The following is a 26,474-nucleotide window of genomic DNA, read 5'->3' as shown; positions in this document are numbered from 1 at the left end:
CCGGTTTTTACGTCGCACAACGGCACAGGAGTTCCTGTGCCGTTGTGCATTCAGGCGCCATATCGCCTCGGTGTGCCGGGTTTTGATCGGAGCATAGTGCAACCATTTTTCCTTGATGGGCAGACGCTGTCCGGCAAGGATGACATCGCGGAAACTGCCACTGCCGTGGGTGTGCGACTCAATGACCTTGCAGACATCGATATAGCGGCTCCTTTCGGCCTGCATGATCTTTTCGATCTGGTGGTCCGGCCGACAGAGCGATTTCTGACAGCGAAGCAATCGGTCTACGCAGGCCGCGTGCGTGGCAAGAATTGGCAAGGTACCTGGCCCAAGCTACGTATTGAATTCCCAGGTGCTGCTTCCTGCCGTGCTTTGGAACCGGACTGAGCAAGCTCATAGCCTGCATTTGATGATAAGCGATGCAGGAGCCTGAGAATCGCACATGCAATCCATTGCTACCTATGCCCGGTCAACCCGGACAGCGTAGCAACCGCGTCTGGCGTTGTGGACGTGGATATAGCTGACTTCCTGATTGCCAAATATCTGCTCAATCAGGGTTTCAATCGACGTGCCTTCCACCGCATATTCAGGCGCGTCCGCCATCCGGCTCTTGCTCTGCAAGTCGATCCAGGCAGACGGCACGGATGCCGCCTGGTAGTCATCGTTCACATCGGGTGGGCATGGCATTGTCGACTGACGGTCAGAACTTTCACTTCATGCTTTCGGCAGTCCAGCTTTTACCGCCGTCGTTCGATATTTCAAATTGCGCCGGCACGCTCCAGCGCATTATTTTTCCCAGAATCGCACCCGATTTAAGCGGGGTCAACTCGCGTGATTTCGGTTTGGCGTCCACCAGTGTCCACGTTTTGCCCATGTCGCTACTGGCATGTAAGGTCGTATCGCTCATCAGACTGCTTTCAAAACGCAGCAGGGTGCCATCGGTACGCTGAACCAGCGGAATGTGGCTAGCGGTGACCTCTTGCCAGGTTTGACCTTGATTCACTGAAACGAAAGCATCTCTGGAGGTGATCGCAAATGGCCCGTAACCTTGTGTTATGAGGCTCCACATGCCGCTGCCGCTGATGCGCATCGCATCCACACGGCGATCGGGCATTGCCCGCTCTGACCACTGGCCACTGGCGTAGTCGTAGAGGTGCAGCGTTCCTTTCGTCGACGTGTAGGCAAAGCCTGTGCCGATATCGCGCAGCCAGAACCAGGTGCCCTGGTTCAGGAGCCACTTCCCCAGTTTCTCACTGCGTACCTGATTCCACTCGCCGCGCTCGAGACGGGCGGAATGATAAATCGTGACTTCATTGTTACGCTGGACGGCGACATACCAGCCAGCGTCCATATTGCCAGCCAGTCCGACCAGATTGCCATAGGGAAGGTTGCCAGTGTCAATCGGCTCAAGCTTGTTCTGTCCCGGCGCATGGCGCAGCAGGGTGCCGAACTCGCCGAAGGCCAGCAAGTCTGCATCCGGCATTTGCACCGGCTGCACGCAGTTCAGCGTCTCTATTTTGTCGCTGGCCAGTTGTTTCCATGTTCCCTCAGGGCTGCGCCACAGCACTGTGCCCATGCGGGTTGCGGCCGCCACGCTGCCGTCTGGTAGCTCCGTCACGCATTCGGCGCCGGTGGGGCGGGCCATGGCGACTTCCTCAGCGCGATCCGTATCACTGCGCGATCCGGACCAGCTGACTGTCTTTTCGGGTGCAAACAGCTTCAGGTGCTCGGGAGAATAGCGTTCGAGCAGAGTGCGGTTGTCTCGCACCCGCACGCTGCGGCCGACCAGTACACGCTCGCCATAAAGAGGAGTGACGATCAGGCGGCCCAGATCGACCGGCTTGCCTTCCTCCACAGTAAATAAGCCCAGGCCGCTGCCCATTTTGATGTAGCGGTTTGATTTGCCGGCGTCGGCCAGTTGACTGAAGTAGTATTTCCCCGGTGGCAGGGTCCCCATGAAAAGAGTCGTGTCGCGCGCCATATCCTTGGCAACCTGGTTCAGGATATATTGCTGCAGGACCAGGCTGGATACTGCGTCTCCGCTACTCAGGCGGCCCAAGGTGATCTGGCCCAATCCGTTCACCGCATCAGTGTTGGCAGTAATGCTGACAGTAACGGCTGTACCTTCGGAGGGCACGCCGACGCTGAGAGGGCGCTGCACATGCGTTGTGACACAGCCACCGAGCATCAGCGCAGAGACGGCTCCTGCAAAAACGTTGGCAACGAACTTTTTGATGAACATTTTATTTCCACAGTGCAATAAAATCTTATTATAGCGAGACTGTGTATGAAATAACAAGTACATTAGTCAAGTATGGGCTGCAGCCAGATATGGAATGTGTGAAGGAATATGCTCAGGGCAGGTCGCCCGCGGCTCCCACCGTTGCATATCCCGCAGCAAAACCAGACCGTCACTGACAGCTAAGGGCGGCTCGGGGTACAATAGCCGATTCGCCTCACCATTTTACTAGCTGCCAACTATGTCTGAAATTCACCGTATTCCTGTTCCTTCCGCCCAGCCCGAGGCCATGCTGGCCATGCCAGGTGCGGCGCCGAAAGTGGGCTTTGTCTCGCTCGGCTGCCCGAAAGCGCTGGTTGACTCCGAACAAATCCTGACCCAACTGCGCGCCGAAGGCTACGAAACGGCGAAATCCTACGCTGGCGCCGATCTGGTGATCGTCAATACCTGCGGTTTTATCGATGCTGCCGTGCAAGAGTCGCTCGACGCCATCGGCGAAGCGCTGGCTGAAAACGGTAAAGTCATCGTCACCGGTTGCCTGGGCGCCAAGAAAGATGCTGCCGGCGACGACATCATCATGAAGGTGCACCCGAAAGTGCTGTCCGTCACGGGTCCGCACGCGCTGGCCGAAGTGATGGATTCCGTCCATTTCCACCTGCCGAAGCCGCATGCGCCGTTCCTCGACCTGGTGCCGCCGCAAGGCGTCAAGCTGACGCCGAAGCACTATGCCTACCTGAAAATTTCCGAAGGCTGCAACCACCGCTGCAGCTTCTGCATCATCCCATCGATGCGCGGCGACCTCGTCTCGCGCCCGATCGGTGAACTGATGATCGAAGCGGAAAACCTGTTCAAGGCCGGCGTCAAGGAATTGCTGGTCATTTCGCAAGACACTTCGGCGTATGGCGTGGACGTGAAATTCCGCTCCGGCTTCTGGAATGGCCGTCCCGTGAAGACGCACATGACCCAGCTGACGGAAGCGCTGGGCGAGCTGGCCAAAACCTACGGCGCCTGGGTGCGCTTGCACTATGTGTATCCATACCCGCACGTGGACCAGATCATTCCGATGATGAGCGGCGGCCACATCCTGCCTTACCTCGACATTCCGATGCAGCACGCGCACCCGGATGTACTGAAACGCATGAAGCGTCCGGCCAGCGGCGAGAAAAACCTCGACCGCATCCAGGCCTGGCGCGCCATCAACCCGGACCTGACCATCCGCTCGACCTTCATCGCCGGTTTCCCTGGCGAAACGGAAGCGGAATTCGAGTATTTGCTCGACTTCCTCAAGGAAGCGCAGATCGACCGTCTGGGCTGCTTCGCCTATTCGCCTGTCGAAGGCGCGACGGCCAACGAAATCGCCAATCCCGTGCCGGAAGAGCTGCGCGAAGAGCGCCGCGGCCGCGTGATGCTGCTGCAGGAAGAAATTTCCAAGAAACGCCTGCAAGCCAAGGTCGGCAAGACCGTGCGCGTACTGATCGATGAAGTCACCCGCTCCGGCGGCGTGGGCCGCTCGTCCGCCGACGCGCCGGAAATCGATGGCGTCGTGTATGTGAAGCCGCCATTCGAGCCGCACCGCAAGCTGGCGGTGGGGCAATTCGTCGACGTCACGATCACGTCAGCCGACGCGCATGACCTGTGGGGCGCGGCCGAGTAAAAAACGTCCATGCCGGCGTTGCGCTGCCTTGCCGTACAGTAAGGTACTGTCTTCGGCAGCGCGCCTTGGCCTGAACGTTTTTTATGCAGGTGTAACACTCTGTCATGTGTACGGCGTGCAGGGCGTAAAGCCCTTACAATCAAGGCGGATCAGCAATTGCTGATCCGCCTTTTTTTATTTCCCGACGCCATGACCCAGACCAAATCTCCGCAAACCGCGCTGATCCACAGCGATTACCAGGCGCCGCAAGGCTTTGCCGCCTTTCCCAACGCCATTCATCACGCATCGACCGTGCTGTTCAAGGACGTGGCGGCCATGCGCTCGGGCGACTGGAAAGAGAAGAACGCCTATACCTACGGCTTGCACGGCACGCCCACCACCTTCACCCTGGAAGCGCGGCTGGCCGAGATCGAAGGGGGCAAGTACTGCCTGCTGGCGCCGTCGGGCCTGGCGGCCATCGCCATGGCGGACTTTGCCCTGCTGAAAACGGGCGACGACGTCTTGCTGCCGGAAAATATCTACAACCCGAACCGCGAACTGGGGCGTTGGCTGGCGCAGGATTTCGGCATCACGGCCCGCTATTACGATCCGCTCATCGGCGCCGGCATCGCCGCCCTGATCCAGCCCAACACCAAACTGATCTGGACGGAAGCACCGGGTTCCGTGACGATGGAAGTGCCGGACTTGCCCGCCATCTGCGCGGCCGCCCATGCGCGCGGCGTGCTGGTGGCGTTGGACAACACCTGGTCGGCCGGCCTGGCCTTGCGCGGTTTCGACCTGGGCGTGGACATCATCATGCAGGCGCTGACGAAATACCAGTCGGGCGGCTCGGACGTGCTGATGGGCGCACTGACCACGCGCGAGCGGGCGCTGCACGAGCGCCTGGCGCTGGCGCACATGCGTCTGGGCATGGGAGTGGGGGCGGACGACGCCTACCTGGTGCTGCGCGGCTTGCCGACCATGAAGTTGCGTTTCGACGCGCACGATGCGGGCGCGCGCGCGGTGGCCGCCTGGCTCAAGGGGAGAAGCGAGATCGCCACGGTGCTGCATCCGGCTTTCGACGATTGCCCCGGCCACGCCATCTGGCAGCGCGATTTCACGGGTGCGGGCGGCCTGTTTTCCGTGCTGTTCGATGCCCGCTACACAGAGGCGCAGACGGACCGCTTCGTCGATGCCTTGCAATTGTTCAAGATTGGCTACAGCTGGGGCGGCGCGAACAGCCTGGTGATGCCGTACCGCATCGCAGCCATGCGCAAGGGCTGGCAGTTGCCGGGCCAGCTCGTGCGCCTGAACGTGGGACTGGAAGCACCGCAGGACTTGATCGCCGATATCGAACGGGCGTTCGCGGCGATGTAGCGGTGTGCGGACAAGCACGGTGGCTTGCCCGCACAGCCGTTACATGGGGACGGGGCTGTTGTTGTTCAGGTCGATGAAGCCGCGCAGCAGGCGGTACGCCTTCCACAGCCAGGCCACGCCCCACACGAGGAAGGCCAGCGGAATGCCGATCAGCGTGATCCACAGGATGGCGCCGACGACGATCCAGGCCAGATACCACCAGAAGGAACGGATCATCCAGCTGTGATGGCTGTACACGAAGGTCCCGGCCGCCTCGCCCCGCTTCACATAATTGATGATGAGCGGAATGAAGGAAAACGCGCCCAGCGAAAACACAAAGCTGGCGCCATGTATCAGGTACAACCACCAGGCCAGGTTTTTGGTCTGCTGGAGTTGGGTATCCAAAATAATATCTTGTGACATGAAAGCTCCCGTCGTTGCTCAATTTTTAATTGTAACAAGCAAAGCGGGGCAGGAGCGCAGTCCATGCAAAAAGGCAGAATACATTGTTGAAACGAGATCGCTATCGCACCCTGGCCGCGCGCGCCAGGTCATGGCTGCGCCAGGCTTTGCCGGCCTTGCTGCTGTGCGCCACCGCAGCCCACACCGCCGCCGCTCCCCTGGACGCGGAGTTTGCCGCCGGCTTGAAGGACGAGGGCCTGACGGGTGCCGTCTGGAGTGAAGTATTGCCTAACGGAACAGTCAAAGTCGGTGCGTCCGGCCTGCGCGATGCCGCCAAGCACATGTCCATGCAGGCGGACACGCGCGTACAAGTGGGCTCCGTGGGCAAGGTGGCGCTGGCGCTGGGTGTCTTGCGCCTGGTCAGCGAAGACCGGCTCACGCTCGACACGCCCTTGCAGCAAGTGCTGCCGGAACTGGCGCTGAAAAACCCGTGGCAGGCCAGCGACCCCGTGCGCATCCGCCACCTGCTGGCGCATACGTCCGGCCTCGATAACGTGCGCTTCTGGCAGGCGTTCAGCCTGAACCCGGCGCCGGATGCGCCGCTGGCTGCCGCCTTTGACGGCGACCGCAATCTGCTGCGCGTGCGCGCCCGTCCCGGCAGCCGCTATGCGTATTCGAACATGGGCTATGGCTTGCTGGGCATGGTGATCGAGAAGGTCACGGGCCAGCCGTATGAACGCTACCTCGATGCGCAGCTGCTGCTGCCGCTGGGCATGGCGGACAGCACGTTTGCCTATGTTACGCAAATGAGCGCTCAGGCGGGAGCGCATGCGGACCCGCGCCTGGCCATGGGCCACTTCGAGCATGGCGTGGCGCAGCCGGCCGTGCCGCAATACCTGCGTCCGGCCGCGCAATTTACCACCACGGCGGCCGACATGGCCAAGCTGGGGCAATTCCTGATGGGCGACGGCAAGCTGCAGGGCAAGCGCTTCATCGACCTGGCGCTGATGGGTGCCTTGTCCGAACCGGCCGACACGGATGCGGCGCAGGCGGGCCTGGCAACGGGCCACGGCCTGGCGCTGGCCGTGCGCGACCGCCACAACGTGGTGGGCGCCTGCCACCCTGGCACGGCCGTGGGTTTCCGCGCCATGCTGTGCCTCTATCCGGAGCAGGACAGCGCCTTTTTCGTCGCTTTCAATACGGATGCCGAGCAAGCCGACTATGAACGCTTCAACCGCCTGCTGCTGCGCGACCTGGAACTGCCGCTGCGCGCGCCGGCCCCGCGCGGCACGCCCGCGCCCACGGTGGAAAACTGGCAGGGCGTCTACGTGCCGTCGCCCAGTCCCATGGCCAGCATGGCCTGGGTCGACGCCGTCTTCGGCTTTACGCGCCTGAAATGGGATGGCGAATCGCTGTTCCTGATCCCGTTCCAGGGCGAGCCAAAGGAACTGGAACCGGTGGGAGGCCTGCTGTTCCGCGCCAGCGACCGCAGCACGCCGTCGCACGTGCTGATGCAGGAGGATGGCAAGCATGTGCTCAGCGACGGCTTGCGCAGCTACGAGCGCGCGTCGATGCTGCGCATGCTGGTGCTGTGGGGCAGCCTGGCGCTGGGCGTTGCCGGCTTGCTGTACGTGCTGGTGGTGGGCGTGTGGCGCGCGGCGCTGCGCAGCCTGGAGCGGGACGACCATCTGTTCGCGCCTCTGTTGGCTATGCTGGCGCTGCTCTTGCCGCTGCCGTTCTTCTATTTCCAGTCCTACCTGCGCCTGGGTGACGTCACCATCGCCAGCGTGCTGCTGGCGCTGGTGACGGGCGCGCTGCCGCTGGCGACGGCGTTCGGCCTGGCCCGCTGCTGGCGCAGCCGCGGCACGGCGGCCGAGGCGGGTTCGTGGGCGAAATGGGATTGGGTCGCCTTGTTGGCGGCCTTGCAACTGCTGCTGGTGCTGGCCTGGTGGGGACTGCTGCCGCTGCGTATGTGGCAGCTGTAGCGGGCGCTCAGCGCCAGGCTTGCAGCAGCCGGCGCCACCAGCGTTGCGCCGGCCTGGCCTTGCTGCCGTGCGCGGACCGCTTGGCGCGATAACTGGCCGCCGCCATCTGCAGGCCGACGCGGTCCATCGCCGCCATCGCCTCCGCTTCCTCTGGCGACAAGCCTTGCAGCAAAGCGTGCGCACGGGGATCGAGCAGGAAGGCGGCACGCAGGGCGTCGTCCGTGTACAACTTTGCCAGGTAGGTTTCCAGTGCGGGGGAACTCATGTGTTTCGCCCCGCGCGCAAGGCCGCACGCGCCAGCTCCAGCTGGCCCAGCACATGCTCGAACGACGGGTAATTGCCGTCGCGTTCGACGATCACCGTCAGAGACTGGGGCGCCTGGCGCGCCAGCACCGTCAATAAAGCGAAGACTTCGGGCGGCACGTCGTGCAGATGATCGTCCAGCAGGCGCTGACCGCCGCCCGGCGCGGCTATCCAGTGGCCGCCGCTCAGGTGCACGGCGCCGACCCTGTCCAGCGGAAGGCGCAGCAGCAGTTCCTGCGGCGACTCGCCGGCATTGACGGCATTCGCATACAGGTTGTGCAGGTCGAGCAGCAGCGGCACTTGCGCGCCGTGGATAATCTGCGCCACCCACTCGGCTTCGTCCATCGTGCTGGCGGGCGGCTGGAGCAGGGTGGCGATGTTTTCCATCAGCGGCGCGCTGCCGACGATGCGCGTGGCCAGCGCGATATTGGCGATCGCCCCGGCGGCGCTGCGTGGCGTGCGCGGCGGCGCCGCCAGGTGGCCGATTTCCACGCCGCCGGCGCGCACGAAACTCAGGTGCTCGGACCACGATTCCGCCTGCACTACTTTCATCAGGCGCGCCATCGCATGCAGGCGGCGCGGGTCGGCGGGAATCGTCGAGGCCAGCCCCATGCCCACGCCATGCAGGCTGACCGGCACCTGGCGCGCCAGGCTGCACAGGGCCGCGATGCCGGTGCGCGAGGCGCGGTAATAATCGTCGGCGATCACTTCCAGCACGTCGATCTGCGCCAGGTTGGACACGATGCCGGCAGCCAGTTCGCCGCGCCAGCCCAGGCCGACGCGGTCGCGCATGGTGCCCTGGCTAGCTGCCACAGCCACCGCCGCATCCACCGCAGCCGCTGCCGCACGACGAGCCGCCGCCGTCGCCGCCCGATGAGGAGTCGCCCGAGTCGCTCGACGTCGAGCTGCCGCCCTGCTGCGGCCGGGGCACCGGGTACAGCTCGGCGACGTAGGTGTACACGGACAGGGGCAGGGCGCCGAGGCCGAAGATGGCCGCCAGCAGGGCCATGTCGGCGCTGCTGCTGCCTGCGTTCAGGCGCGACGAGCGCATGTTCAGGCGGCCAAACAGCATGCGCAAGTCGGTCAGCAGCCGCTGCGCGCTCCAGCTGGTCGCCTGGGTGCGCAAGCCGCGCAGCATCAGGAGAAAAATCACCAGCAGGGCCGCCAGGAACAGCAGGTTGTAATGCTGGCGGCTGATGGCAATGACGGCCTTGACGGCGGCCACCGTCAGCAGCAGCCAGTGCGCGGCCCAGGTGATGCGTTCGCGCCGGCGCAGCAGCGGCGGGCCGACCAGCAATTCCTGCTGCGTCAAGGTCTCCTGGTAGGCGCGGCATGACGGCAGCATCTCGGCCTGCACGGCCAGTTCCTTGCTGTGACCCTGGCGGCCCAGGTACAGCCGCAGCACGTCGCGTTCGATGTCATGGCGGGCAAAGCGCAGGCTGTCGGCGCTGGCCGTCTCCAGCAGCGGGCCATCGGCGCGCAGCAAGCCGCGGTCGACCAGCACGACGGCGGCGATTTTCACGGCTTCAAGCGCACCGCCGCGCAAGAATGCGATGCGGTAGGGATCATCGGCCAGCGACAGCTGGGCGTGCGGATTGCGCAATTCCATGCGTATCAGCAGCTCGCGCGCGAGGTAGTACACGAGCACGCCGAAGATCAGATAGGCCAGCAGGAACCAGGGTCCGCTCCAGTCAAAGGGATTGAGGCCGTTCACCGCATCTGCTCCGCGTGCTCGCGCAAGTGTCCGGTAATCGTCATCAAGCCCGTAAAGGCGGGCAGGGCCTGCCCCGGCGCCAGACGCGCCGTTTCGCGCGCCGCCGACATGGCTTGCAAGGCGGCGTGCAGGGCCGGCTCGCCCAGCTGGTCGACAAACGCTTCGAGCGCCTGCTTGCCGGACAGCGCAGGCTTGCCCTCCAGCTGCGCCAGCGAGGCTGCGGCCGCGCGCAGGGGGCCGGCCGCGTCGGCGATGGCGCCGGCCAGCTGTTCTTCATTCAGGCTCAAAAGCATATACCGTTCGCGCATGCGCACCTGCTGGTTCAGCAGCACTTGCCGCAGCCGGCGCAGCACGGCGTCGCGGCTGGTGTGCAGGCTGGCGAAAGGGGCGATGCCATGCAGCACCCTGTGGCGCGCGATGATGTCGGCGAACTTGACGGCGAAGGCGTCGGCGGCCTGCGTCAATTCACTCTCGAGCAGGAACATCACCTGCAGATCGATGGCGGCATGCGCCAGGCGCAAGGGCCCGCGCAGCGCATCGGCCGCCTGCGGCGTAAAGCGCTTGAGCAGCAACAGCAGGTTGACGTCGGAGGTGGCGCGCACCTGGCCATCGGCGGCCGAGCCAAACAGCACGGCGGCGGCAAGGTCGTCACCAAAGGCGCTTTGCGCGGCGGCGACAAACACATCCAGGTGGCGTTGAATCTCTTCTGGCAGCGGTGGCGGCATGCGGTGTACTTTCACGGTGGGTTGGCGGAATGATCATAAGTTTGCAATATAGCAAAAATATGCATCCCTGCGCGCACCGTCCGCCAGAGAGAGTCAACTCAGGTCAATACATTGAGCAAGCCATCGAGTCCCACGAAGTTCAGCGCCACGTCGGCCTGCGAGCGCACCACGGGTTTGGCGCGGAAGGCTACGGACAGGCCGGCGATGCCCATCATTTTCAAGTCGTTGGCGCCGTCGCCCATGACGATGGCTTCGGATGGGGAAATGCCCAGCTCCGCACACACGCGCTCCACCGTGCGCTGTTTTTCCTCGGCGTCGACGATACCCCCTAACACTTTGCCCGTCAGCTTGCCGTCGACGATTTCCAGTGCGTTCGCATGCGTGTAGTCGAGGCCCAGGCGTTCCTTCAGGCGTTCGGTGAAGAAGGTAAAGCCGCCCGACACCAGCAGGGTTTTCAGGCCGGCTTTTTGCACGGCCGCCAGCATGGTTTCCGCGCCCGGCGACAGTTTCAAACGCTCGTCGTAGACGCGCTGCAGGGCCGACGCATCGAGGCCTTCGAGCAGGGCCACGCGCTGTTTCAGGCTGGCCGCAAAATCGAGTTCGCCGCGCATGGCCGCTTCCGTGATGGCCGCCACCTGCGGTTTGAGACCCTGCATGTCGGCGATTTCATCGATGCACTCGATGGTGATCAGGGTCGAATCCATGTCCATCGCCACGAGCTTGAATTCGGCCAGTTCGCGCTGGCCCATCATGTAGGTGGCGTCCAGCTGCGCCGCCTGGGCCGCCACTTCGATGGTGGGGCGCAGCGCGGGCGAGTAGGCGATCTGTTCGCAGCGCACGGCGTTCGGGCCGAGGCGCGTGATGGACGTCGGCGCGGCCAGCGCGGCGATGCGTTCGAGGCGTGCGCTATCGCCGTCCAGGCCCTGCAGGATCAGATTCATGGTGATGCTCTTGGTAGTGGTCATGGGGCAGTCCTGCATTAAGTATCGAAATGGTCTACACCGTCAATTGCTTGATGGTGGTCTTGATCTGTGTCACGCGCGCGGCCAGGTCCGGCATGGCGGCCGTGATTTTCAGCTTGTCCTGGCCATGCAGCTTGATATGGCGGTTTTTCTGGATCAGGTCGATGATGCGCATCGGGTCGATGGGCGGCTTGGCCATGAATTGCAGGGTGGCCGCCTCGCCATGCACGTCGATCTTGACGATGCCCACGGTTTTCGCCGCGATGCGCAGCCGGTGCGTTTCGACCAGGGCCTTGACGGCGTCGGGCAGCTTGCCGAAGCGGTCGATCAGCTCTTCCTGGATATCGTCGATCTTCTCTTGCGTAGCGCAGTTGGCCAGGCGCTTGTAGATCGACAGGCGCTCGTGCACGTCGCCGCAGAAGTCGGCCGGCAGCAGGGCCGGCACGTGCAGGTTGATCTCGGTGGTCGACGCCAGCGGCGCGGCCAGGTCCGGCTCCTTGCCGGCTTTCAGCGAGCGTACGGCTTCGTTGAGCATGTCCGAATACAGCTGGAAGCCGATTTCCGTCATCTCGCCCGACTGGCTCTCGCCCAGCACCTCGCCGGCGCCGCGGATTTCCAGGTCGTGCATGGCCAGGTAAAAGCCGCTGCCCAGTTCTTCCATCTGCTGGATGGCGTCCAGGCGGCGCTGCGCCAGTTTAGTCAGGCCTTGTACGTCGTGCACCAGCAAATAGGCGTAAGCCTGGTGATGCGAGCGTCCGACGCGGCCGCGCAACTGGTGCAGCTGCGCCAGGCCGAACTTGTCGGCGCGGTGCATGATGATGGTGTTCGCCGTCGGCACGTCGATGCCGGTTTCAATGATGGTCGTGCACAGCAAAATATTGAAACGCTGGGCGACGAAGTCGCGCATGACCTTTTCCAGGTCGCGCTCGTGCATCTGGCCGTGCGCGACGGCGATGCGCGCCTCGGGCAGCAGTTCCGTCAGCATGGCCAGACGGTTCTGGATGGTTTCCACCTCGTTGTGCAGGAAGTAGATCTGGCCGCCGCGTTTGAGTTCGCGCAAGCACGCTTCGCGGATGATGGCTTCGCCCTCGCTGCGCACGAACGTCTTGATGGCCAGGCGCTTTTGCGGCGCCGTGGCGATGATGGAAAAGTCGCGCAAGCCTTCCAGGGCCATGCCCAGGGTGCGCGGGATCGGCGTGGCCGTCAGGGTCAGCACGTCCACTTCCGCGCGCAGCGCTTTCAGCGCTTCCTTCTGGCGCACGCCGAACCTGTGTTCCTCGTCGATGATGACGAGGCCCAGGCGGGTAAACTTCACGTCGTCGGACAGCAGTTTATGCGTGCCGATGACGATGTCGATGGTGCCGTCGGCCATGCCCTTGAACGCCTGCGTGATCTCCTTGCCGCTGCGGAAGCGCGACAATTCCGCGATGCGCACGGGCCAGTCGGCGAAGCGGTCGGCAAAGGTTTGCGCATGCTGCTCGGCCAGCAGGGTGGTGGGCGCCAGTATCGCTACCTGCTTGCCGCCCATGACGGCGATGAAGGCTGCGCGCAAGGCCACTTCCGTCTTGCCGAAGCCGACGTCGCCGCATACGAGGCGGTCCATCGGTTTGCCGGAAGTCATGTCCTTGATGACGTTGTGGATGGCCTCGGCCTGGTCCGGCGTTTCGTCGAAGCCGAAGCTGTCGGCGAAGCGCTGGTAGTCGTGCGACGAGAATTCGAACGAATGGCCCTGGCGCAGGGCGCGCCGCGCATACAGGTTGAGCAGCTCGGCGGCCGTGTCGCGCACCTGTTCGGCCGCGCGCTTTTTCGCTTTTTCCCACTGGCCCGAGCCGAGCGAATGCAGCGGCGCGTCTTCCGGCGAGGCGCCCGAATAGCGGGAAATGACGTGCAGCTGCGACACGGGCACGTACAGTTTCGTGTCTTTCGCGTATTCGAGGTGCAGGAACTCCGTTTCGCCTTCGCCCAGGTCCATGCTGGTCAGGCCCATGTAGCGCCCGATGCCGTGGTTGATGTGCACGACGGGGTCGCCGATTTTCAGCTCCGACAGGTCGCGCACCATCGATTCGACCTGCGTCACGCCTTCCTGCTTCTTGCTGCCGACCCGGCGGCCGGAACCGGCATACAGCTCCGTCTCCGTGATGAAGGCCAGGTTGCCCTCGGGCGTGAACAATTCAAAGCCCGCATGCAGCGGCGCCACGCCCAGCATCAGCTTGGCGTCGGACTGCAGGAAGCCGTCGCTGCCTTCGACCGGCGTCAGGTGCAGATCGTATTCGGTGAAGTACTGCTGCAAGGTTTCGCGGCGGCCGTTCGATTCGGCGCAGATCATCACGCGGCGGCCCGCCTGCAGCAGGTAGCTGCGCAGGTTGGCCAGCGGGTCGTCGGCGCGGCGGTTGACGGCGATGTTCGGCACGGGCGCCGACAGTTCGGACGCCAGCGCATCGTTCGACTTCGCAATCGCCAGGCGCGGGTACGGCTTGGCCAGGCCAAAGAACTGCTCGTCGGACAGGAACAGCGAATCGGGCGGCAAAATCGGCCGTTCGCGGTCCGCTTTTAAAAAGCGGTAGCGCGACTGGGTGTCGGTCCAGAAGCGGCCGATGGCGGCGTCGATCTCGCCCACCAGGGCCAGCGAGGCGTCGGGCGGCAGGTAGTCGAACAGGGTGGCCGTCTGCTCGAAGAACAGGGGTAGATAATATTCGATGCCGGCCGAGGCGATGCCGCTGCTGATGTCCTTGTAGACGACCGAGCGCGATGGATCGCCTTCGAACTGCTCGCGCCAGCGGTTGCGGAAGGTGGTGCGCGCCGCTTCATCCATGGGAAATTCGCGCCCCGGCAGCAGCCGCACTTCATGCACGGGATACAGCGAGCGCTGGGTGTCGGCATCGAACGTGCGGATGGTTTCGATGGTGTCGCCGAACAGGTCGAGCCGGTAGGGCAGGGCCGAACCCATGGGGAACAGGTCGAGCAGGCCGCCGCGCACCGAGTATTCGCCGGGCGACATCACTTGCGATACATGGCTGTAGCCGGCCAGGGTCAGCTGCGACTTCAGGCGCGCTTCGTCGAGTTTTTCGCCCTTCTTGAAGAAGAAGGTGTAGGCGGCCAAAAAGGACGGCGGCGCCAGGCGCACCAGCGCCGTGGTGGCCGGCACGATCAGCACGTCGCACTGGCGCGTCTGGATTTCGTGCAGGGTGGCCAGGCGCTCGGAGACCAGGTCCTGGTGCGGCGAAAACGCGTCGTAGGGCAGCGTTTCCCAGTCCGGCAGCAGATGGCAGCGCAGTTCCTTGCCGCCAAACCAAGGGATTTCATCGAGCAGGCGCTGGCCGTCGCTGGCCTGCGCGACCACCACGGCCAGCATCTGGCCCCGCGCTTTCAATTCCAGTGCGGCCAGCGCCAGGGCATAGGCGTCGGATGAACCATACAGGGCGGGCAGCGCATAGCGGTTGCCGGGCTTGGGGAGGGCTTTTGTTAAGTCTAAGGACATGCAGGCGATGACACTAGTGGCAGAGGCAGTTGAATGGGACAGCTGTGGTGCGCGCAGCGCCGCCAGTGACGGCGCTGACAGGCGAGATTATAGACCATCGCCCGCGCGGATATTCGCAATCCCGAAGGGGACGTGCACCATCGGTATCGTTCCGCCTGCCGATTTGAGGTGGCTCAGCTGGTCGTCGAAGAAGATATGCGGCTTGAACACGGCCAGCACGCGCGACTTGTCCATGCCGCCGAGGAAAAACGTTTCGTCGGCCGCCACGCCCCAGCTTTTCAGGGTCGTGACGACCCGCTCGTGCGAAGGCGCGTTGCGCGCCGTGATGATGGCGATGCGCAGGATCTTTTTATAGCCGGGATCGCGCCGCTGGGCCCTTTCTTCCAGGCGCTGCATGGTGGCCAGCTTCTGGAACAGGCCGGCCAGCGGTCCCGGGCGGTGCGGCGTGCCCACGTTCAGGGTTTCATGGGCGTGGAATTCATCGACGTCGTTGTTGCGCTTGAAGACAGTTTCCGCTTCGTCGTCGGCGATCACGCCGTCGAAATCGAAGGCCACGCGCAGTTCTTCGTCGTTCTCGTCGTCTTCCGTGCGCGACGGCAGCACCAGGCCGGCCGGATAGTCGCAGGCCAGGGCGCTGCGCACGTCGTCTTCATTCGCGCTGAGGAAGAGCGAGGCGTTGAAGGCCGGCAGGTAGGGGTAGGGCGACTTGCCCGTCATGAAGGCGGCGCGCGAAATGTCCAGGCCGTAGTGGGCGATGCTGTGCATCACGCGCAAGCCCGTTTCCGGCGAATTGCGCGAAAACAGCACCACTTCCACGGGCGACTGGCGCGGATAGTGCTTGTTGATGTTCAGGAAGCGGCGGATGAAGGGAAAGGCCACGCCGCGCGGCAAGACCGTGTCGATGTGCGCTTCCTGGTACTTGCGGTATTCCTCGGGACCGTTGTCGAGGTAGACCTGGTGCGATTCGGCCAGGTCGAACAGGGCGCTGGAAGCGACCCCGATCACCAGTTTGTGTTCGATAGGATAAGCCATGGTCTGCCTGTTGTTTGCTTGTTGCTCATCTTATACGACTATCAACTGCGTAGCCAATAGCGGCGCAGCGGGATTTTTTGCACCAAAGCGGGGCACCTTGTCAATTTTTTTGACCGCTGTGCAATACACGCCACAGTAAAGAAATAAATCTTGTTTTGTATCAAGTATTTGACAGCCAGCGCCCCCGTTTTCCACTATGCTTCCTATTATAAAATCTCGCCAATTGTAACGAAGCGTACGCCCCATCCCCGCCACCTTTATACAAGTGTCAGCTGTTTTACTCGAACATGCCAGCCCCGTCTTCGCCAGCAGTCTTCGTGACTTTATAAAGGATCTCGCCATGTTTAAGAATTTACTGATCAAATGGAAGTTGGCGACGCTCGTTGCCGTGATGATGGCGGCCTTGCTGGTGGTGGGCATCAGCGGCTACACGGGCATTGCCACCGTGGGCCGCGCCGTCAATGAAATCGGCGTGGTGCGCCTGCCGTCGATCCAGGGCTTGATGATGATCAGCGAAGGGCAGACGGCCGTTGCCGCCGCCACCCTGACGGCCGCCATCTATGAAAACAATTACCAGGCACAGGACAAGTTCGCGGAAGCGCTGCAGCTGCGCACCAAGGCCTGGAACAATATCGAGGCAGGCCGCAAGCTGTACGAGCCGCTGCCGCAAACGCCCGAGGAAACCGTGCTGTGGCAGCGCTTCCAGGGCGAGTGGACGGCCTGGAAGACGGATGACGACAAGGTGCGCGCCATCTTGCGCCAGCTGGCCGACAACCGCGACGAGCCACGGCAGAAAGAGTTGTTCGTGACTTTCTACAAACAGTACCAGGACTCGCGCGCGCTGTTCGGCAAGGCCGAAGGCACGCTCAACGAGATCATCAAGCTCAATAACGGCGTGGCCGATGCCAGCGTCAAGGACGGCAGCGCGGCCGTGATCCGCTCGGAAAGCCTGATGGTCATCCTCGGCTTGCTGGCTTCCGCGCTGGGCATCGGTTGCGCCGCCTACATCACGCGCGCCATCACCCAGCCAATCAATTCGGCCGTGAAAGTGGCGCAAACGGTGGCCTCGGGCGACCTGACGAGCCAGATCGAAGTGCACACGACGGAAGAAACGGGGCAGCTGCTGCAGGCGCTGAAAGACATGAATTCCAGCCTGGTCAGCATCGTCGGTCAGGTGCGCAGCGGCACGGAAACTATCGCCACGGCCTCGTCGGAAATTGCCAGCGGCAACCTGGACCTGTCTTCGCGCACGGAAGAGCAAGCCAGTTCGCTGGAAGAGACGGCGTCGTCGATGGAAGAACTGACGTCGACCGTGCGGCAGAACGCCGACAATGCCCAGCAGGCGAACCAGCTGGCGCTGAGCGCCTCGGGCGTGGCGGTCAAGGGCGGCGCCGTGGTGGGCAAGGTGGTCGAGACCATGGACGCCATCAACGATTCCTCGCGCAAGATCGTCGACATCATTTCCGTCATCGACGGCATCGCCTTCCAGACGAATATCCTGGCCTTGAATGCGGCCGTGGAAGCGGCGCGCGCAGGCGAGCAGGGACGCGGTTTCGCCGTCGTGGCGACGGAAGTGCGCAACCTGGCGCAACGTTCGGCGGCGGCGGCCAAGGAAATCAAGACCCTGATCGGCGACTCCGTGGTGGCAGTCGATGCGGGCAGCAAGCTGGTGGCCGAGGCGGGCAGCACGATGGCCGAAATCGTCTCCAGCGTGCAGCGCGTGACGGACATCATGGCGGAAATCAGCCTGGCCACGCAGGAGCAAAGCTCGGGCATCGACCAGATCAATCAGGCCATCGGCCAGATGGACCAGGTGACCCAGCAAAACGCGGCCCTGGTGGAAGAGGCGGCCGCCGCTGCCGAATCGCTGCAGGAGCAATCGGGCCAGCTGGCCGACGTGGTCAGCGTCTTCAAGCTCGATGGCGCCCAGGCGCCCGTCGCGCGCGCGAACGCCAAGCCGGCCGCGCCGCGCGCCGTGGTGGCCAACGCCGCGCTGAAGCGTCCGGCGCCGGGGGCTGCATCGCGCCCCGCCGCAGGCCGCCCGGCCTTGCACGCCGTGCCGTCCCAGCGCCAGAGCGCGCCGCGCGACGACGAGTGGGAAGTGTTCTGACGGATTGACGGCGCCAGCATGCGCTAACGGACGGCCGCCTTGTGCGGCCGTTTTTGCATGCGCGCACAGGGTCGCACTGCGGCTACTACTTACTAAAAAAACAGCGTTATAAAAATAGCTGTTTTGCCATCTAAGCAAATCTTTGCAAAACTTAACGCGACATTGCTTGTGAGGTAACTCACACTGCCTGCCGTACCACCCTTGTTCCCGCCTCGGCCACATCCCGGCTGACCCCTCCGCCTGCTGCGTCCAGCCATACCTGGCAGGCGGCAGCCATTGCCGTCAGCCTTGCATGCGAGCCCGGCGCGATGACCGATGCACCACACTGAAGGATGCGAATAAAGATGGCAAATATGAAAATCGGCACGCGCCTGCGCTGCTCCTTTGCGTTGTTGACCTTGCTACTGCTGGCGACCGCCATGCTGGGCATGCTGCGCCTGTCCAGCCTGGAACTGCGCATGCGCGACGTGATCGACGACAAATATCCGAAAACCGTGCTGGCCAACGACATCATCAAGAATGTCAACATCATCGCGCGCTCCTCGCGCAACCTGCTCCTGATGACGGAGCCGCGGCAGCTGGCGCAGGAACGTGCCACCATCGCCAGGGCGGGCGGCGAAACGGAAAAGGGCCTGGCGCAGCTGGACAAGGTGGTGCTGTCGCCGCAGGGCCGCCAGCAGATGGCGGCCGTGACGCAGGCGCGCGCCGCGTTCAATGCCGGGCGCGACAAGGTGCTGGCCCTGCTGGAAGAGGGTGCGCGCGACGAAGCGACGACTTTGCTGCTCGGCACGGTGCGCGGCGAGCAGCTGCGCTACATGGCGGCGCTGGAAAGCCTCATCGCGCACCAGCATGAGCTGATGGAGGAGGCGGGCGCCCAGGTGCACCACGAATACGTCACGGCGCGCAACATGATGCTGGCACTGAGCGCGCTGGTCGTGCTCTTTTCGCTCGTCACCGCCTGGCTGGTCACACGCAGCATCGTCGATCCGCTGCGCCATGCCTTGAGCGTGGCGCAGACCGTGGCCGCCGGCGACCTGACATCGACCTTCGGCCGCCACGCCGGCGATGAAACAGGCAAGCTGCTCGACGCGCTGTGCATCATGAACGGCAACCTGCTCGACATCGTGCAGCAGGTGCGCGGCGGCACCGACACCATCGCCACGGCCTCGTCGCAGATCGCGGCCGGCAATATCGACCTGTCGTCGCGCACCGAGGAGCAGGCCAGCTCGCTGGAACAGACGGCGTCGGCCATGGAGGAACTCAGTTCGACGGTGCAGCAGAACGCGGACAATGCGCGCCATGCCAGCGTGCTGGCCGTCGAGGCGGCCAGCATCGCCGGCGCCGGCGGGCAAGCCGTGGGCCAGGTCATTCACACCATGGACGCCATCAGCGCGTCGTCGGCGCAGATCGCCGACATCATCGGCGTGATCGACATGCTGGCCTTCCAGACGAATATCCTGGCCCTGAACGCGGCCGTCGAGGCGGCGCGCGCCGGCGAGCAGGGGCGCGGCTTTGCCGTCGTGGCCACGGAAGTGCGCAACCTGGCGCAGCGCAGCGCGGCGGCGGCGCGCGATATCCGCGCCCTGATCGCCACTTCCACGCAGCAGGTGGACGCCGGTGCGGCCCTCGTGGCGAAGGCCGGCGCCACGATGCAGGACGTGGTGGCGGCCGTGGGGCGCGTGAGCCAGATGGTGGCCGACATCACGGCCGCCAGCGCCGAGCAAAGCACGGGCATCGGCCAGGTCAGCCAGGCGGTGCTGCAGATGGACGAAGTGACGCAGCAGAACGCCGCCCTGGTAGAAGAGGCGGCGGCCGCATCGCAATCGCTGGAAGGCGAGGCGGCGAAGCTGCTGCAGGTGGTCAGCGTGTTTCGCCTGCGCCAGGGGCCGGCGGTTCTGGCGGGCCGCCCTGCGTCTGCCGTGCCGCGCCTGCCGGCCTAGTGGCGCGCCTGGCAAGGTTCTGGCAGGTCGCGCTGGCGCGGCTGTGCCGGGCGCCGGCGCGCAGCCGGGAGTTGCAGCGGCGCCTGGACAGCGCCATCGCCGGCGGCGAATTCTGCTTTCACTACCAGGGCAAGTTCGATACGGCGCAATTGCGTCTGGTCGGCCTCGAAGCGCTGCTGCGCTGGAACCATCCGCGCCACGGCCTGGTCTATCCGAACGAATTCATCGGCCTGGCCGAGCAGACTGGCGCCATCACCGCGCTGGGCAACTGGGGCATTGACGCGGCCTGCCGCCAGCTGGCGCAGTGGCGCGCGCAGGGCCTGCCTTTGGTGCCGGTCGCGGTGAATATCTCGGCGCGCCAGCTGTGCCAGCCGCAGTTGCCGGCGCAGTTACCCGATTTCGTGTTGGGCTGCCTGCGGCGCCACGCCATTCCCGCCTGCCTGCTGGAGCTGGAAGTGACGGAAAGCTGCTGCATCGACGACATGGCGCAGGCGGCGCAGGGCTTGCGCCGCCTGCGCGCGCTGGGGCTGGCCATTTCGCTCGATGATTACGGCACCGGCCATTCGGGCTTGAGCCATGTCAGGCTGCTGCCGATTCATACCATCAAGATCGACCGTTCCTTCATCCACGACCTGGGCAGCAATGGCAGCAGTGGCCGCGACGCCGTCATCGTCGCCTCGACCCTGGCGCTGGCGCGCGGCCTGGGCTTGCAGGCGCTGGCCGAAGGCGTGGAAAACGGTGAGCAATTGGCGCAGCTGCGGAGGCTGGGCTGCCCGCAGGTGCAGGGCTTTTATCTGCACCGCCCGGCGCCCGCGGACGAGGTGGCCGCGCTGCTGTCCGCCGGCCTTGTAACAGTGCCGAAACATGGCGCCATGCGGCATGGCGCGGATGCTCAGTAGAATATGGCCACTGCAAGCCGCGTGCTTTAACACCTACCCCCCCACGCAAGAATGATAAACAGTCCCGTCCCGGCCTATGTCTTTGGCCCGTTTCGCCTTTTGCCGCTGGAGCGCCTGCTGTTCGAGGGCGACCGCGCGCTGCGCCTGGGCAGCAGGGCCATGGACTTGCTGCTGGCCCTGCTGGAGCGCGCCGGCGACATCGTCGACAAGCATGAACTGGTGGCCATCGTCTGGCCCAATGCCGTGGTCGACGACGCGACCTTGCGCGTGCATCTGGCGGCGCTGCGCAAGGCGCTCGGCGATGGCCGCGACGGCCAGCGCTACATCACCACCATCCCCGGTCGGGGCTACGGCTTCCTGGCGCCGCTGGCGCACACGGGCCGTCCGGTGTCCGGTGCGGCGGGCGCCGAGCCACGGCACAACCTGCCCGTCATGCTGACGCGCATGCTGGGCCGCGCCGAGGTGCTGCAAACGATGGCCAACCAGCTGCTGCAATTGCGCCTGTTGTGCATTGCCGGTCCGGGCGGGATCGGCAAGACCACGCTGGCCGTCGGCCTGGCCACGCGCGTGCTGCGCCGCTATGCCGACGGCGTGTGTTTCGTCGACCTGTCGCCGCTGGACGAGGATCGCCTGGTGCCGCTGGCGCTGGCCACGGCGCTGGGCGTGGCGGTGCCGGCCGGCGACGCCATGCCGGTCCTGCTGGCCTATCTGCGCCCGCGCCACATGCTGCTCGTGCTCGATAACTGTGAACACGTGATCGGCGCGGCCGCCACGCTGGCCGACGCCTTGCTCAAGGGCGCGCCGTTGCTGCACCTGCTGGCCACCAGCCGCGAGCCGCTACGCCTCAGCAGCGAACAGCTGCAGCGCCTGCCCGCGCTGGAATTGCCGCCGGCCGACGCCGCGCCCGATGCGGCGGCGCTCCGGCATTTCGCCGCGGTGCAGCTGTTTTGCGAACGCTGCGCGGCCGTCGACGATGCCTTCGTGCTGGCCGACGCCGACGTGCCCGTGGTGGTGGACATTTGCCGGCGCCTCGACGGCATCCCGCTGGCGCTGGAGCTGGCGGCCGGGCGCATCGGCCATTTCGGCCTGCACGAATTGCGCCGCCAGCTCGACGACCGCTTTCGCCTGCTCACGCGCGGCGCGCGCAACATGCCCTTGCGCCACCAGACCTTGCGCGCCACCCTGGACTGGAGCTATGGCCTGCTCGACGCGCAAGAGCGCCAGGTGCTGCAGGCGCTGAGTGTGTTCAAGAGCCGCTTCCGCCTCGAGTCGGCCAGCGCCGTGGCGGGCTGCGACGTGTTCGACACGCTGGCGGACCTGGCCGCCAAGTCCCTCGTCAGCATCGAGTTTTGCCGCCAGCATGTGTATTACCGGCTGCTCGACACCACGCGCGCGTATGCTGGCGCGCAGCTTGCGGCGGGCGGGGATGCGGGCGCCGTGCTGCTGCGCCATGCGCGCCATTGCCTGGGCCTGGCCGGGCGCATCGCCGCCGACTGGGCAAGCATGGCGCCGGCGCACTGGAGCGCGCGCTACGGCCGCCATGTCGACGACCTGCGCGCCGCCATCGACTGGGCCTTCGGCGAGGAGGGCGACGTGGCGCTGGGCGTGGCGCTGACCCTGGCCGCGCAAACCCTGTTCTATCAGCTGTCGCTGATGGATGAATACCGCGTGCGCGTCGAGCGGGCGCTCGAGCGCATGGCTGCGCATGCCGTGGACGACCCAGACAGCGAGATGCAGCTGCATGCCTCGCAGGCGCACCTGCTGCTGCATACGCAGGGCATCACCGGCACCATGCTGCGGTCGTTCCAGCGCGGCTATGCGCTGGCCATGCGCACGGACGATGGCAGCCGCCGTGCCGAAGCAATTTGCGGCATGTGGATCTGCAGTCTGAAGCTGGCCGACTTCCAGCGCGCCGACAGTTACGTCACCGAGCTGGCCATCCTGTGCGACACGCGCGACGACACGGCGATGCGCCTGGTGCTGGCGCGCATGCGTTCCGTGGGCGAGTATGTGCAGGGACGCTACGCGCAGTCGGCGGCGCTGGCGCGCATGGTGCTCGCCCATCCCGAGGGCGCGCTGCAGCTTGGTTTCAACAATGCCTTGCTGGCCGACCACCAGGTGTGCCTGCGCGGCACGCTGGCGCGCTGCCTGTGGATGCAGGGCCGTCCCGACGACGCGCTGGCCCTGGCGCGCGAGGCGGTGACGGTGGGCTTCGAGCACAATGGCGTCACGCTGTGCGTGGCGCTGGCCATCAATGCCATTCCCGTCGCCCTGTGGTGCGGACAGCGGGAACTGGCGCATGCGTGGATTTGCCTGCTGTGCGAGCACGCGGCCCGCTATGGCTTGCTGTACTGGCGCGCCTGGGGCGCCGCCTACCAGCGCCTGCTTGACGGGGGCGAGGCGCTGACACAGTTCCCCTGGCCGTCGGTGCGCAGCTGGCCGATACAGGTCGATCTGATGGCCACCCTGCACGACGCGGCTGCCGATAGCCAGGCGCTGCGGCGCGCGCGCATGGGCCTGGCGCCGTGGAGCGCGCCGGAAGTGCTGCGCCGCGACGCGCACCACCGCTGGCGCGCGCTGGCGCACGACGATGCGGCCGGCCTGGAAGCGGTGCGGCTGCAGCTGGAAGAGGCGCTGCAGCTGGCCAGGGGCCAGCAGGCGCCGGGCTGGGAGTTGCGCTGCGCCACCAGCCTGGCGGCCGTGCTGCAGGCGCAAGGCCGCGCCGTCGCCGCGCATGCCGTGCTGGCCCCCGTCCATGCGGGCTACCGGCAGGGACGCGACACTTCGGATGTGATGGCGGCGGCGGCTTTGCTGGCGCAGCTGGCTTGAGCGCTATTCGTAGGCGCCCAGCCGGCGCTGTTCCTCCGGCGTGAAACTGGCATCGCGCAGCTGCTGCAGGGCTGCCGCATCCTGCGCGCCGCCGGGAAGGCTGGCCTGCTGTGCCTTGGCAGCCTGGTACGCGATGATGCGCTGCTGCCACTGCGATTCCTCGCGGTCCAGTTCCGCCAGGCGCGCCGCCGCCGCAGGCGTAAACGTGCTGGCGCGCAGGCGGTAGACTTCATTCTCGCCGCTGCCCTGTGCCCGCAGCGACTTGACGGAGGCGTCCAGCTGCGCCACCTGCAGCGGCGCATCGCGCGCGGCACGCTGGGCGGGCGACATTTTCTGGTCCAGCGCGGCCAGTTGCGCCTGGCGCTGCGCCTCGTCGAGCGATGCGTCGCCGAGTATCGCCATGCGCGCCACGGCGTCGTCGTCATATGCGTCGCTGGCGCCGAACAGGCCCGCGCTTTCCTCGGCTGTAAAGTAATTGCCGCGCAAGGCGCGCATGGCTTGCAGGCGCGCGCGCGCCGCCAGGGCCGCATCGGCTTGCGCCGGCAAGGCCTGTTCCGCGCCGGCCAGCGCCTGCTTGTAGGCCAGGTACGCGCCCAGCAGGCGTTTCGCTTCGCGGGCGGGCGCGGGCGCCAGGCGCTTGTCGAGTTCCGCCTCGATCTGGCTGCGGATGGCGGCCAGCGGCTTTTCGCCGAGGCCCGCCAGATAGTAGTCGAACAGGTGGGCCAGTTCCGCGTCGACCACCAGCTTGTCGCCGGCGGCCACCGTCACGTTGCCGTCGGGCCGCGTGCCTTCCATCGAGCGCACGAACGCGAACAGGTCCGGTTCCGCCTTTTCCGGCGGCGGGGCGGGTGGTTCACCGGGGCGCAGCGCCAGGTACAGGGCCAGCGCCGCCAGGCTGCCGCCGAAGATCCATTTCGCGTGCATGCGTTTCTCCTTACAGTCCCAGGCCTTGCAGGCGGTTCGCTTGCTGGCGGAAGACCGTGACGGGGCTCGTCTCGAACAGGTTGACGATGCCGACGAACTGGTTGACTTCATCGAGGTGGTTCATGGCGTAGTCGTCGCGGATCACCTTGCCCAGGTGGCTGGAGCAGCTGCTCACCAGGCCATCGTTCTTGACGCCGCCGAAGGCCAGGCTGATGGCGGCCAGTGCCGGGTCGCCCACGTCGAGCACGTTCGTGTACGGTTGCGCGCCGCTCCACGAAAAGTAGTGCACGCCTTGCACCTGGTAGGCGCCTTCGCCGCAGGCGGAGGTGGGCACGCCTTGCGGGTGGCGGCTATTGAACGCGAGCGAGCCGGCCGTGGACAGCGACGCCAGCGAGGCGCCCGCGTTTTGCGGCAAGCCCTTGTTGCCCGACAAAATGCCGATCAGTGAGGCGAGCGCATTGCCCAACGCGTTGCTGGTGTTGGGAATGGCGCCGCTGAGGATATCGGCCACCTTGGAACCCTTGTTGACGCCGGCCACGCTGGTAACGGACGCCACCAGGTCGGGGCGCACGGAGGCGACATAGCGGGCCGTGGGGCCGCCGTGGCTATGGCCGATCAGATTGACCTTGGCCGCGCCGGTGGCGGCGAGGATTTGCCGCACCTGCGACAGCAGCTGCTCGCCGCGCACTTCGGTGCTGTTGGCGCCCGACACGGTGGTCACATACACTTGCGCGCCCCCGCTGCGCAGGGCGGCGGGAACGCCATAAAAATATTCGACGGGACCGAGCTTGTCAAAGCCGAACAGGCCGTGCACGAGCACGATCGGGTACTTGGTTTGCGTGTAGCCGGCGGCGCTGGCGCTGCCGGGCAGGATGGCGAGGGAAAACAGCAGGGTGGATAGCAATTGCCAAAAGCGAGTCTTCATTTTGTCTCCGTTATTTGAATAATATGGAAATGTCGATGCTGTAGCGGTGAACCGTGCACTCCTTACATTCTCGATGCATTAAAAATAGCGAGCGCTCGGTTTTTTGAATGTAGCACCGCTCGATGTAAATTGCATTTGAATTGCATGATGCAGCGCAATAACTGTGGGAATTTGGCGTTGCTGATGTGCCCATTGCATAGTTGAAAAGTCAAATAGTTGTTTTCCTGAGCTATAATCGGCCCGGCATCCGCCGTCCCGCCGTCTTGCCATGCCGCGTACCGGCATGGCATGGATATCGCTCCTCCACCGTTACTTGGGAATGCACTTGTCGACCCATTTTAATTTTGAACAGTTTCAGCAGATGACGCCTTTAAATGGCGAAAACATCTGGGAATATATTCTTGACCGCCACGCGGAACGTATCGGCGTCAAACGCCGCAAGCCGGCGCTGGAAAATCTTGAACGCATCTTCGTCGCCACCTTCCGCCTGGCCAATGACGTGGGCTTCCGCGCCATGAGCTTGCGCGATTTGTGCCGCGAGACGGGGTTGTCGATGGGTGGCCTGTATGGCTACATCACCAGCAAGGACCAACTGGCCGAAATGATCGAAGACGTGGTGCGCCACGCCACGCAAGCCTTGCCGCTGCTGTTTGTGGACGTGAAGTCGCCGCTGGACCGCCTGGAAGCGATGATACGCTCGTCGATCTACCTGTCCGAAGTGCTGCAGCCGTGGTTTTATTTTGTCTTCATGGATTCGCGCGTGCTGCAGGTGGAGCAGCGCAGCATGGCGAAAAATTCGGAACTGTATGTGCAGACCCTGATCGCCGCCACGATTGCCGAAATCGAAGCGAAGCCGCAGGGCGATCCCACCTTGCTGGCCGCGCACTGCCTGGCCCTGTTCCAGGACTGGTACGTGAAACGCTGGAAGTACCGCGCGGCGAAGGTCAATGTCGACGATTTCGCCGACAGCGTCGTCAGTACGGTGCGCGGGTATTTGAGCATGGTCAAGGCGGCGTAA

The 26,474-nt window shown here is 64.7% G+C and carries 21 protein-coding genes; 9 read left to right on the top strand and 12 right to left on the bottom strand.

Translation table 11 applies throughout. The annotated features are described in order from the left end of the window. The first annotated feature begins 96 nt into the window (after window positions 1-96). A complete protein-coding gene (locus tag KO539_RS25680) occupies window positions 97-387 on the top strand; it encodes a nucleotidyltransferase family protein (protein ID WP_219312780.1) in 291 nt (96 codons plus the stop codon). Between the two features lie 72 nt (window positions 388-459). On the opposite strand, the gene KO539_RS25675 is transcribed toward KO539_RS25680, so the two are convergent. After that, window positions 460-669, bottom strand: coding sequence for a DUF1203 domain-containing protein (locus tag KO539_RS25675; RefSeq protein WP_219312778.1), 210 nt, complete (start codon window positions 667-669; stop codon window positions 460-462). Window positions 670-709: 40 nt separating this feature from the next. After that, complete coding sequence (locus tag KO539_RS25670) at window positions 710-2,242, bottom strand: sialidase family protein (protein ID WP_219312776.1); 1,533 nt, start codon at window positions 2,240-2,242, stop codon at window positions 710-712. A gap of 295 nt (window positions 2,243-2,537) precedes the next feature. Between KO539_RS25670 and rimO the strand changes: the two genes are divergently transcribed. Both rimO and KO539_RS25660 read left to right on the top strand, forming a co-directional pair. Further along, the gene (gene rimO / locus KO539_RS25665) at window positions 2,538-3,893 is read left to right on the top strand and encodes a 30S ribosomal protein S12 methylthiotransferase RimO (protein WP_219312916.1); all 1,356 of its coding nucleotides are present in this window, start codon (window positions 2,538-2,540) and stop codon (window positions 3,891-3,893) included. A 189-nt stretch (window positions 3,894-4,082) separates the two neighbouring features. Next, a complete protein-coding gene (locus KO539_RS25660; protein ID WP_219312774.1) occupies window positions 4,083-5,249 on the top strand; it encodes a cystathionine beta-lyase in 1,167 nt (388 codons plus the stop codon). Between the two features lie 39 nt (window positions 5,250-5,288). Here KO539_RS25660 and KO539_RS25655 read toward each other — a convergent pair whose 3' ends face one another. Then, window positions 5,289-5,651, bottom strand: coding sequence for a hypothetical protein (locus KO539_RS25655; RefSeq protein ID WP_099403110.1), 363 nt, complete (start codon window positions 5,649-5,651; stop codon window positions 5,289-5,291). A gap of 86 nt (window positions 5,652-5,737) precedes the next feature. On the opposite strand from KO539_RS25655, the gene KO539_RS25650 reads away from it, so the two are divergent. After that, window positions 5,738-7,615, top strand: a complete 1,878-nt coding sequence (locus KO539_RS25650; RefSeq protein ID WP_219312772.1) for a serine hydrolase — start codon at window positions 5,738-5,740, stop codon at window positions 7,613-7,615. Between the two features lie 7 nt (window positions 7,616-7,622). Here the strand turns inward: KO539_RS25650 and KO539_RS25645 are convergent, their stop codons facing one another. The 7 genes from KO539_RS25645 to KO539_RS25615 all read right to left on the bottom strand — a co-directional run bounded on the left by KO539_RS25645 (window position 7,623) and on the right by KO539_RS25615 (window position 15,829). Next, window positions 7,623-7,880, bottom strand: a complete 258-nt coding sequence (locus tag KO539_RS25645; protein ID WP_219312770.1) for a hypothetical protein — start codon at window positions 7,878-7,880, stop codon at window positions 7,623-7,625. Beyond that, entirely contained in the window at window positions 7,877-8,737 is an 861-nt protein-coding gene (locus KO539_RS25640; protein ID WP_219312768.1) for a DUF692 family multinuclear iron-containing protein, read from the bottom strand. Before KO539_RS25640 ends, KO539_RS25645 begins: the two co-directional genes overlap by 4 nt. Then, window positions 8,721-9,632 carry a TIGR04222 domain-containing membrane protein gene (locus KO539_RS25635; protein ID WP_219312766.1) on the bottom strand — a complete coding sequence of 304 codons (912 nt, stop codon included), beginning with the start codon at window positions 9,630-9,632 and terminating at the stop codon, window positions 8,721-8,723. Before KO539_RS25635 ends, KO539_RS25640 begins: the two co-directional genes overlap by 17 nt. Beyond that, a complete protein-coding gene (locus KO539_RS30620) occupies window positions 9,629-10,357 on the bottom strand; it encodes a nucleotidyltransferase domain-containing protein (protein WP_219312764.1) in 729 nt (242 codons plus the stop codon). The genes KO539_RS25635 and KO539_RS30620 overlap by 4 nt, the downstream gene beginning before the upstream one ends. Window positions 10,358-10,455: 98 nt before the next feature. Next, entirely contained in the window at window positions 10,456-11,298 is an 843-nt protein-coding gene (gene serB, locus KO539_RS25625; RefSeq protein ID WP_219312914.1) for a phosphoserine phosphatase SerB, read from the bottom strand. Window positions 11,299-11,353: 55 nt separating this feature from the next. Beyond that, window positions 11,354-14,797 carry a transcription-repair coupling factor gene (mfd, locus tag KO539_RS25620; protein ID WP_219312762.1) on the bottom strand — a complete coding sequence of 1,148 codons (3,444 nt, stop codon included), beginning with the start codon at window positions 14,795-14,797 and terminating at the stop codon, window positions 11,354-11,356. Window positions 14,798-14,884: 87 nt separating this feature from the next. Next, window positions 14,885-15,829, bottom strand: a complete 945-nt coding sequence (locus tag KO539_RS25615; RefSeq protein WP_219312760.1) for a 5'-nucleotidase — start codon at window positions 15,827-15,829, stop codon at window positions 14,885-14,887. A 340-nt stretch (window positions 15,830-16,169) separates the two neighbouring features. Between KO539_RS25615 and KO539_RS25610 the strand changes: the two genes are divergently transcribed. From KO539_RS25610 to KO539_RS25595, 4 genes are all read left to right on the top strand, one after another. Beyond that, window positions 16,170-17,939, top strand: a complete 1,770-nt coding sequence (locus KO539_RS25610) for a methyl-accepting chemotaxis protein (RefSeq protein ID WP_219312758.1) — start codon at window positions 16,170-16,172, stop codon at window positions 17,937-17,939. A 344-nt stretch (window positions 17,940-18,283) separates the two neighbouring features. Then, on the top strand, window positions 18,284-19,879 hold the full coding sequence (locus tag KO539_RS30615) for a methyl-accepting chemotaxis protein (protein WP_281431296.1): 1,596 nt from the start codon (window positions 18,284-18,286) through the stop codon (window positions 19,877-19,879). After that, window positions 19,879-20,778, top strand: coding sequence for an EAL domain-containing protein (locus tag KO539_RS25600; protein ID WP_219312756.1), 900 nt, complete (start codon window positions 19,879-19,881; stop codon window positions 20,776-20,778). The genes KO539_RS30615 and KO539_RS25600 overlap by 1 nt, the downstream gene beginning before the upstream one ends. 51 nt (window positions 20,779-20,829) lie before the next feature. Next, window positions 20,830-23,607: a winged helix-turn-helix domain-containing protein gene (locus KO539_RS25595; protein WP_219312755.1), complete on the top strand. Its 2,778-nt coding sequence runs from the start codon at window positions 20,830-20,832 to the stop codon at window positions 23,605-23,607. A 3-nt stretch (window positions 23,608-23,610) separates the two neighbouring features. On the opposite strand, the gene KO539_RS25590 is transcribed toward KO539_RS25595, so the two are convergent. Next, a complete protein-coding gene (locus tag KO539_RS25590; protein WP_219312754.1) occupies window positions 23,611-24,531 on the bottom strand; it encodes a lipase secretion chaperone in 921 nt (306 codons plus the stop codon). A 10-nt stretch (window positions 24,532-24,541) separates the two neighbouring features. Further along, the gene (locus KO539_RS25585; RefSeq protein WP_035819631.1) at window positions 24,542-25,456 is read right to left on the bottom strand and encodes a triacylglycerol lipase; all 915 of its coding nucleotides are present in this window, start codon (window positions 25,454-25,456) and stop codon (window positions 24,542-24,544) included. Window positions 25,457-25,817: 361 nt separating this feature from the next. Here KO539_RS25585 and KO539_RS25580 point away from each other — a divergent pair, with 361 nt between their 5' ends. Further along, the gene (locus KO539_RS25580) at window positions 25,818-26,474 is read left to right on the top strand and encodes a TetR/AcrR family transcriptional regulator (RefSeq protein ID WP_225241642.1); all 657 of its coding nucleotides are present in this window, start codon (window positions 25,818-25,820) and stop codon (window positions 26,472-26,474) included.

This window comes from Janthinobacterium sp. NKUCC06_STL, from assembly GCF_019345455.1.
In the GTDB taxonomy this organism is placed as follows: domain Bacteria; phylum Pseudomonadota; class Gammaproteobacteria; order Burkholderiales; family Burkholderiaceae_D; genus Janthinobacterium; species Janthinobacterium rivuli.
Note: the sequence above shows the minus strand (reverse complement) of the source record. Positions and strands in the feature narration are given on the sequence as shown.

What these genes read in the sequence shown, in the direction of transcription:
- KO539_RS25610 (WP_219312758.1), top strand. Translation starts at nt 16,170, where the DNA reads ATGTTTAAGAATTTACTGATCAAATGGAAGTTGGCGACGCTCGTTGCC.
- KO539_RS25660 (WP_219312774.1), top strand. Translation starts at nt 4,083, where the DNA reads ATGACCCAGACCAAATCTCCGCAAACCGCGCTGATCCACAGCGATTAC.
- KO539_RS25615 (WP_219312760.1), bottom strand. Translation starts at nt 15,829, where the DNA reads ATGGCTTATCCTATCGAACACAAACTGGTGATCGGGGTCGCTTCCAGC.
- KO539_RS25585 (WP_035819631.1), bottom strand. Translation starts at nt 25,456, where the DNA reads ATGAAGACTCGCTTTTGGCAATTGCTATCCACCCTGCTGTTTTCCCTC.
- KO539_RS25645 (WP_219312770.1), bottom strand. Translation starts at nt 7,880, where the DNA reads ATGAGTTCCCCCGCACTGGAAACCTACCTGGCAAAGTTGTACACGGAC.
- mfd (WP_219312762.1), bottom strand. Translation starts at nt 14,797, where the DNA reads ATGTCCTTAGACTTAACAAAAGCCCTCCCCAAGCCCGGCAACCGCTAT.
- KO539_RS30615 (WP_281431296.1), top strand. Translation starts at nt 18,284, where the DNA reads ATGGCAAATATGAAAATCGGCACGCGCCTGCGCTGCTCCTTTGCGTTG.
- KO539_RS25655 (WP_099403110.1), bottom strand. Translation starts at nt 5,651, where the DNA reads ATGTCACAAGATATTATTTTGGATACCCAACTCCAGCAGACCAAAAAC.
- KO539_RS25670 (WP_219312776.1), bottom strand. Translation starts at nt 2,242, where the DNA reads ATGTTCATCAAAAAGTTCGTTGCCAACGTTTTTGCAGGAGCCGTCTCT.
- KO539_RS30620 (WP_219312764.1), bottom strand. Translation starts at nt 10,357, where the DNA reads ATGCCGCCACCGCTGCCAGAAGAGATTCAACGCCACCTGGATGTGTTT.
- rimO (WP_219312916.1), top strand. Translation starts at nt 2,538, where the DNA reads ATGCCAGGTGCGGCGCCGAAAGTGGGCTTTGTCTCGCTCGGCTGCCCG.
- KO539_RS25590 (WP_219312754.1), bottom strand. Translation starts at nt 24,531, where the DNA reads ATGCACGCGAAATGGATCTTCGGCGGCAGCCTGGCGGCGCTGGCCCTG.
- KO539_RS25595 (WP_219312755.1), top strand. Translation starts at nt 20,830, where the DNA reads ATGATAAACAGTCCCGTCCCGGCCTATGTCTTTGGCCCGTTTCGCCTT.
- serB (WP_219312914.1), bottom strand. Translation starts at nt 11,298, where the DNA reads ATGAATCTGATCCTGCAGGGCCTGGACGGCGATAGCGCACGCCTCGAA.
- KO539_RS25580 (WP_225241642.1), top strand. Translation starts at nt 25,818, where the DNA reads ATGACGCCTTTAAATGGCGAAAACATCTGGGAATATATTCTTGACCGC.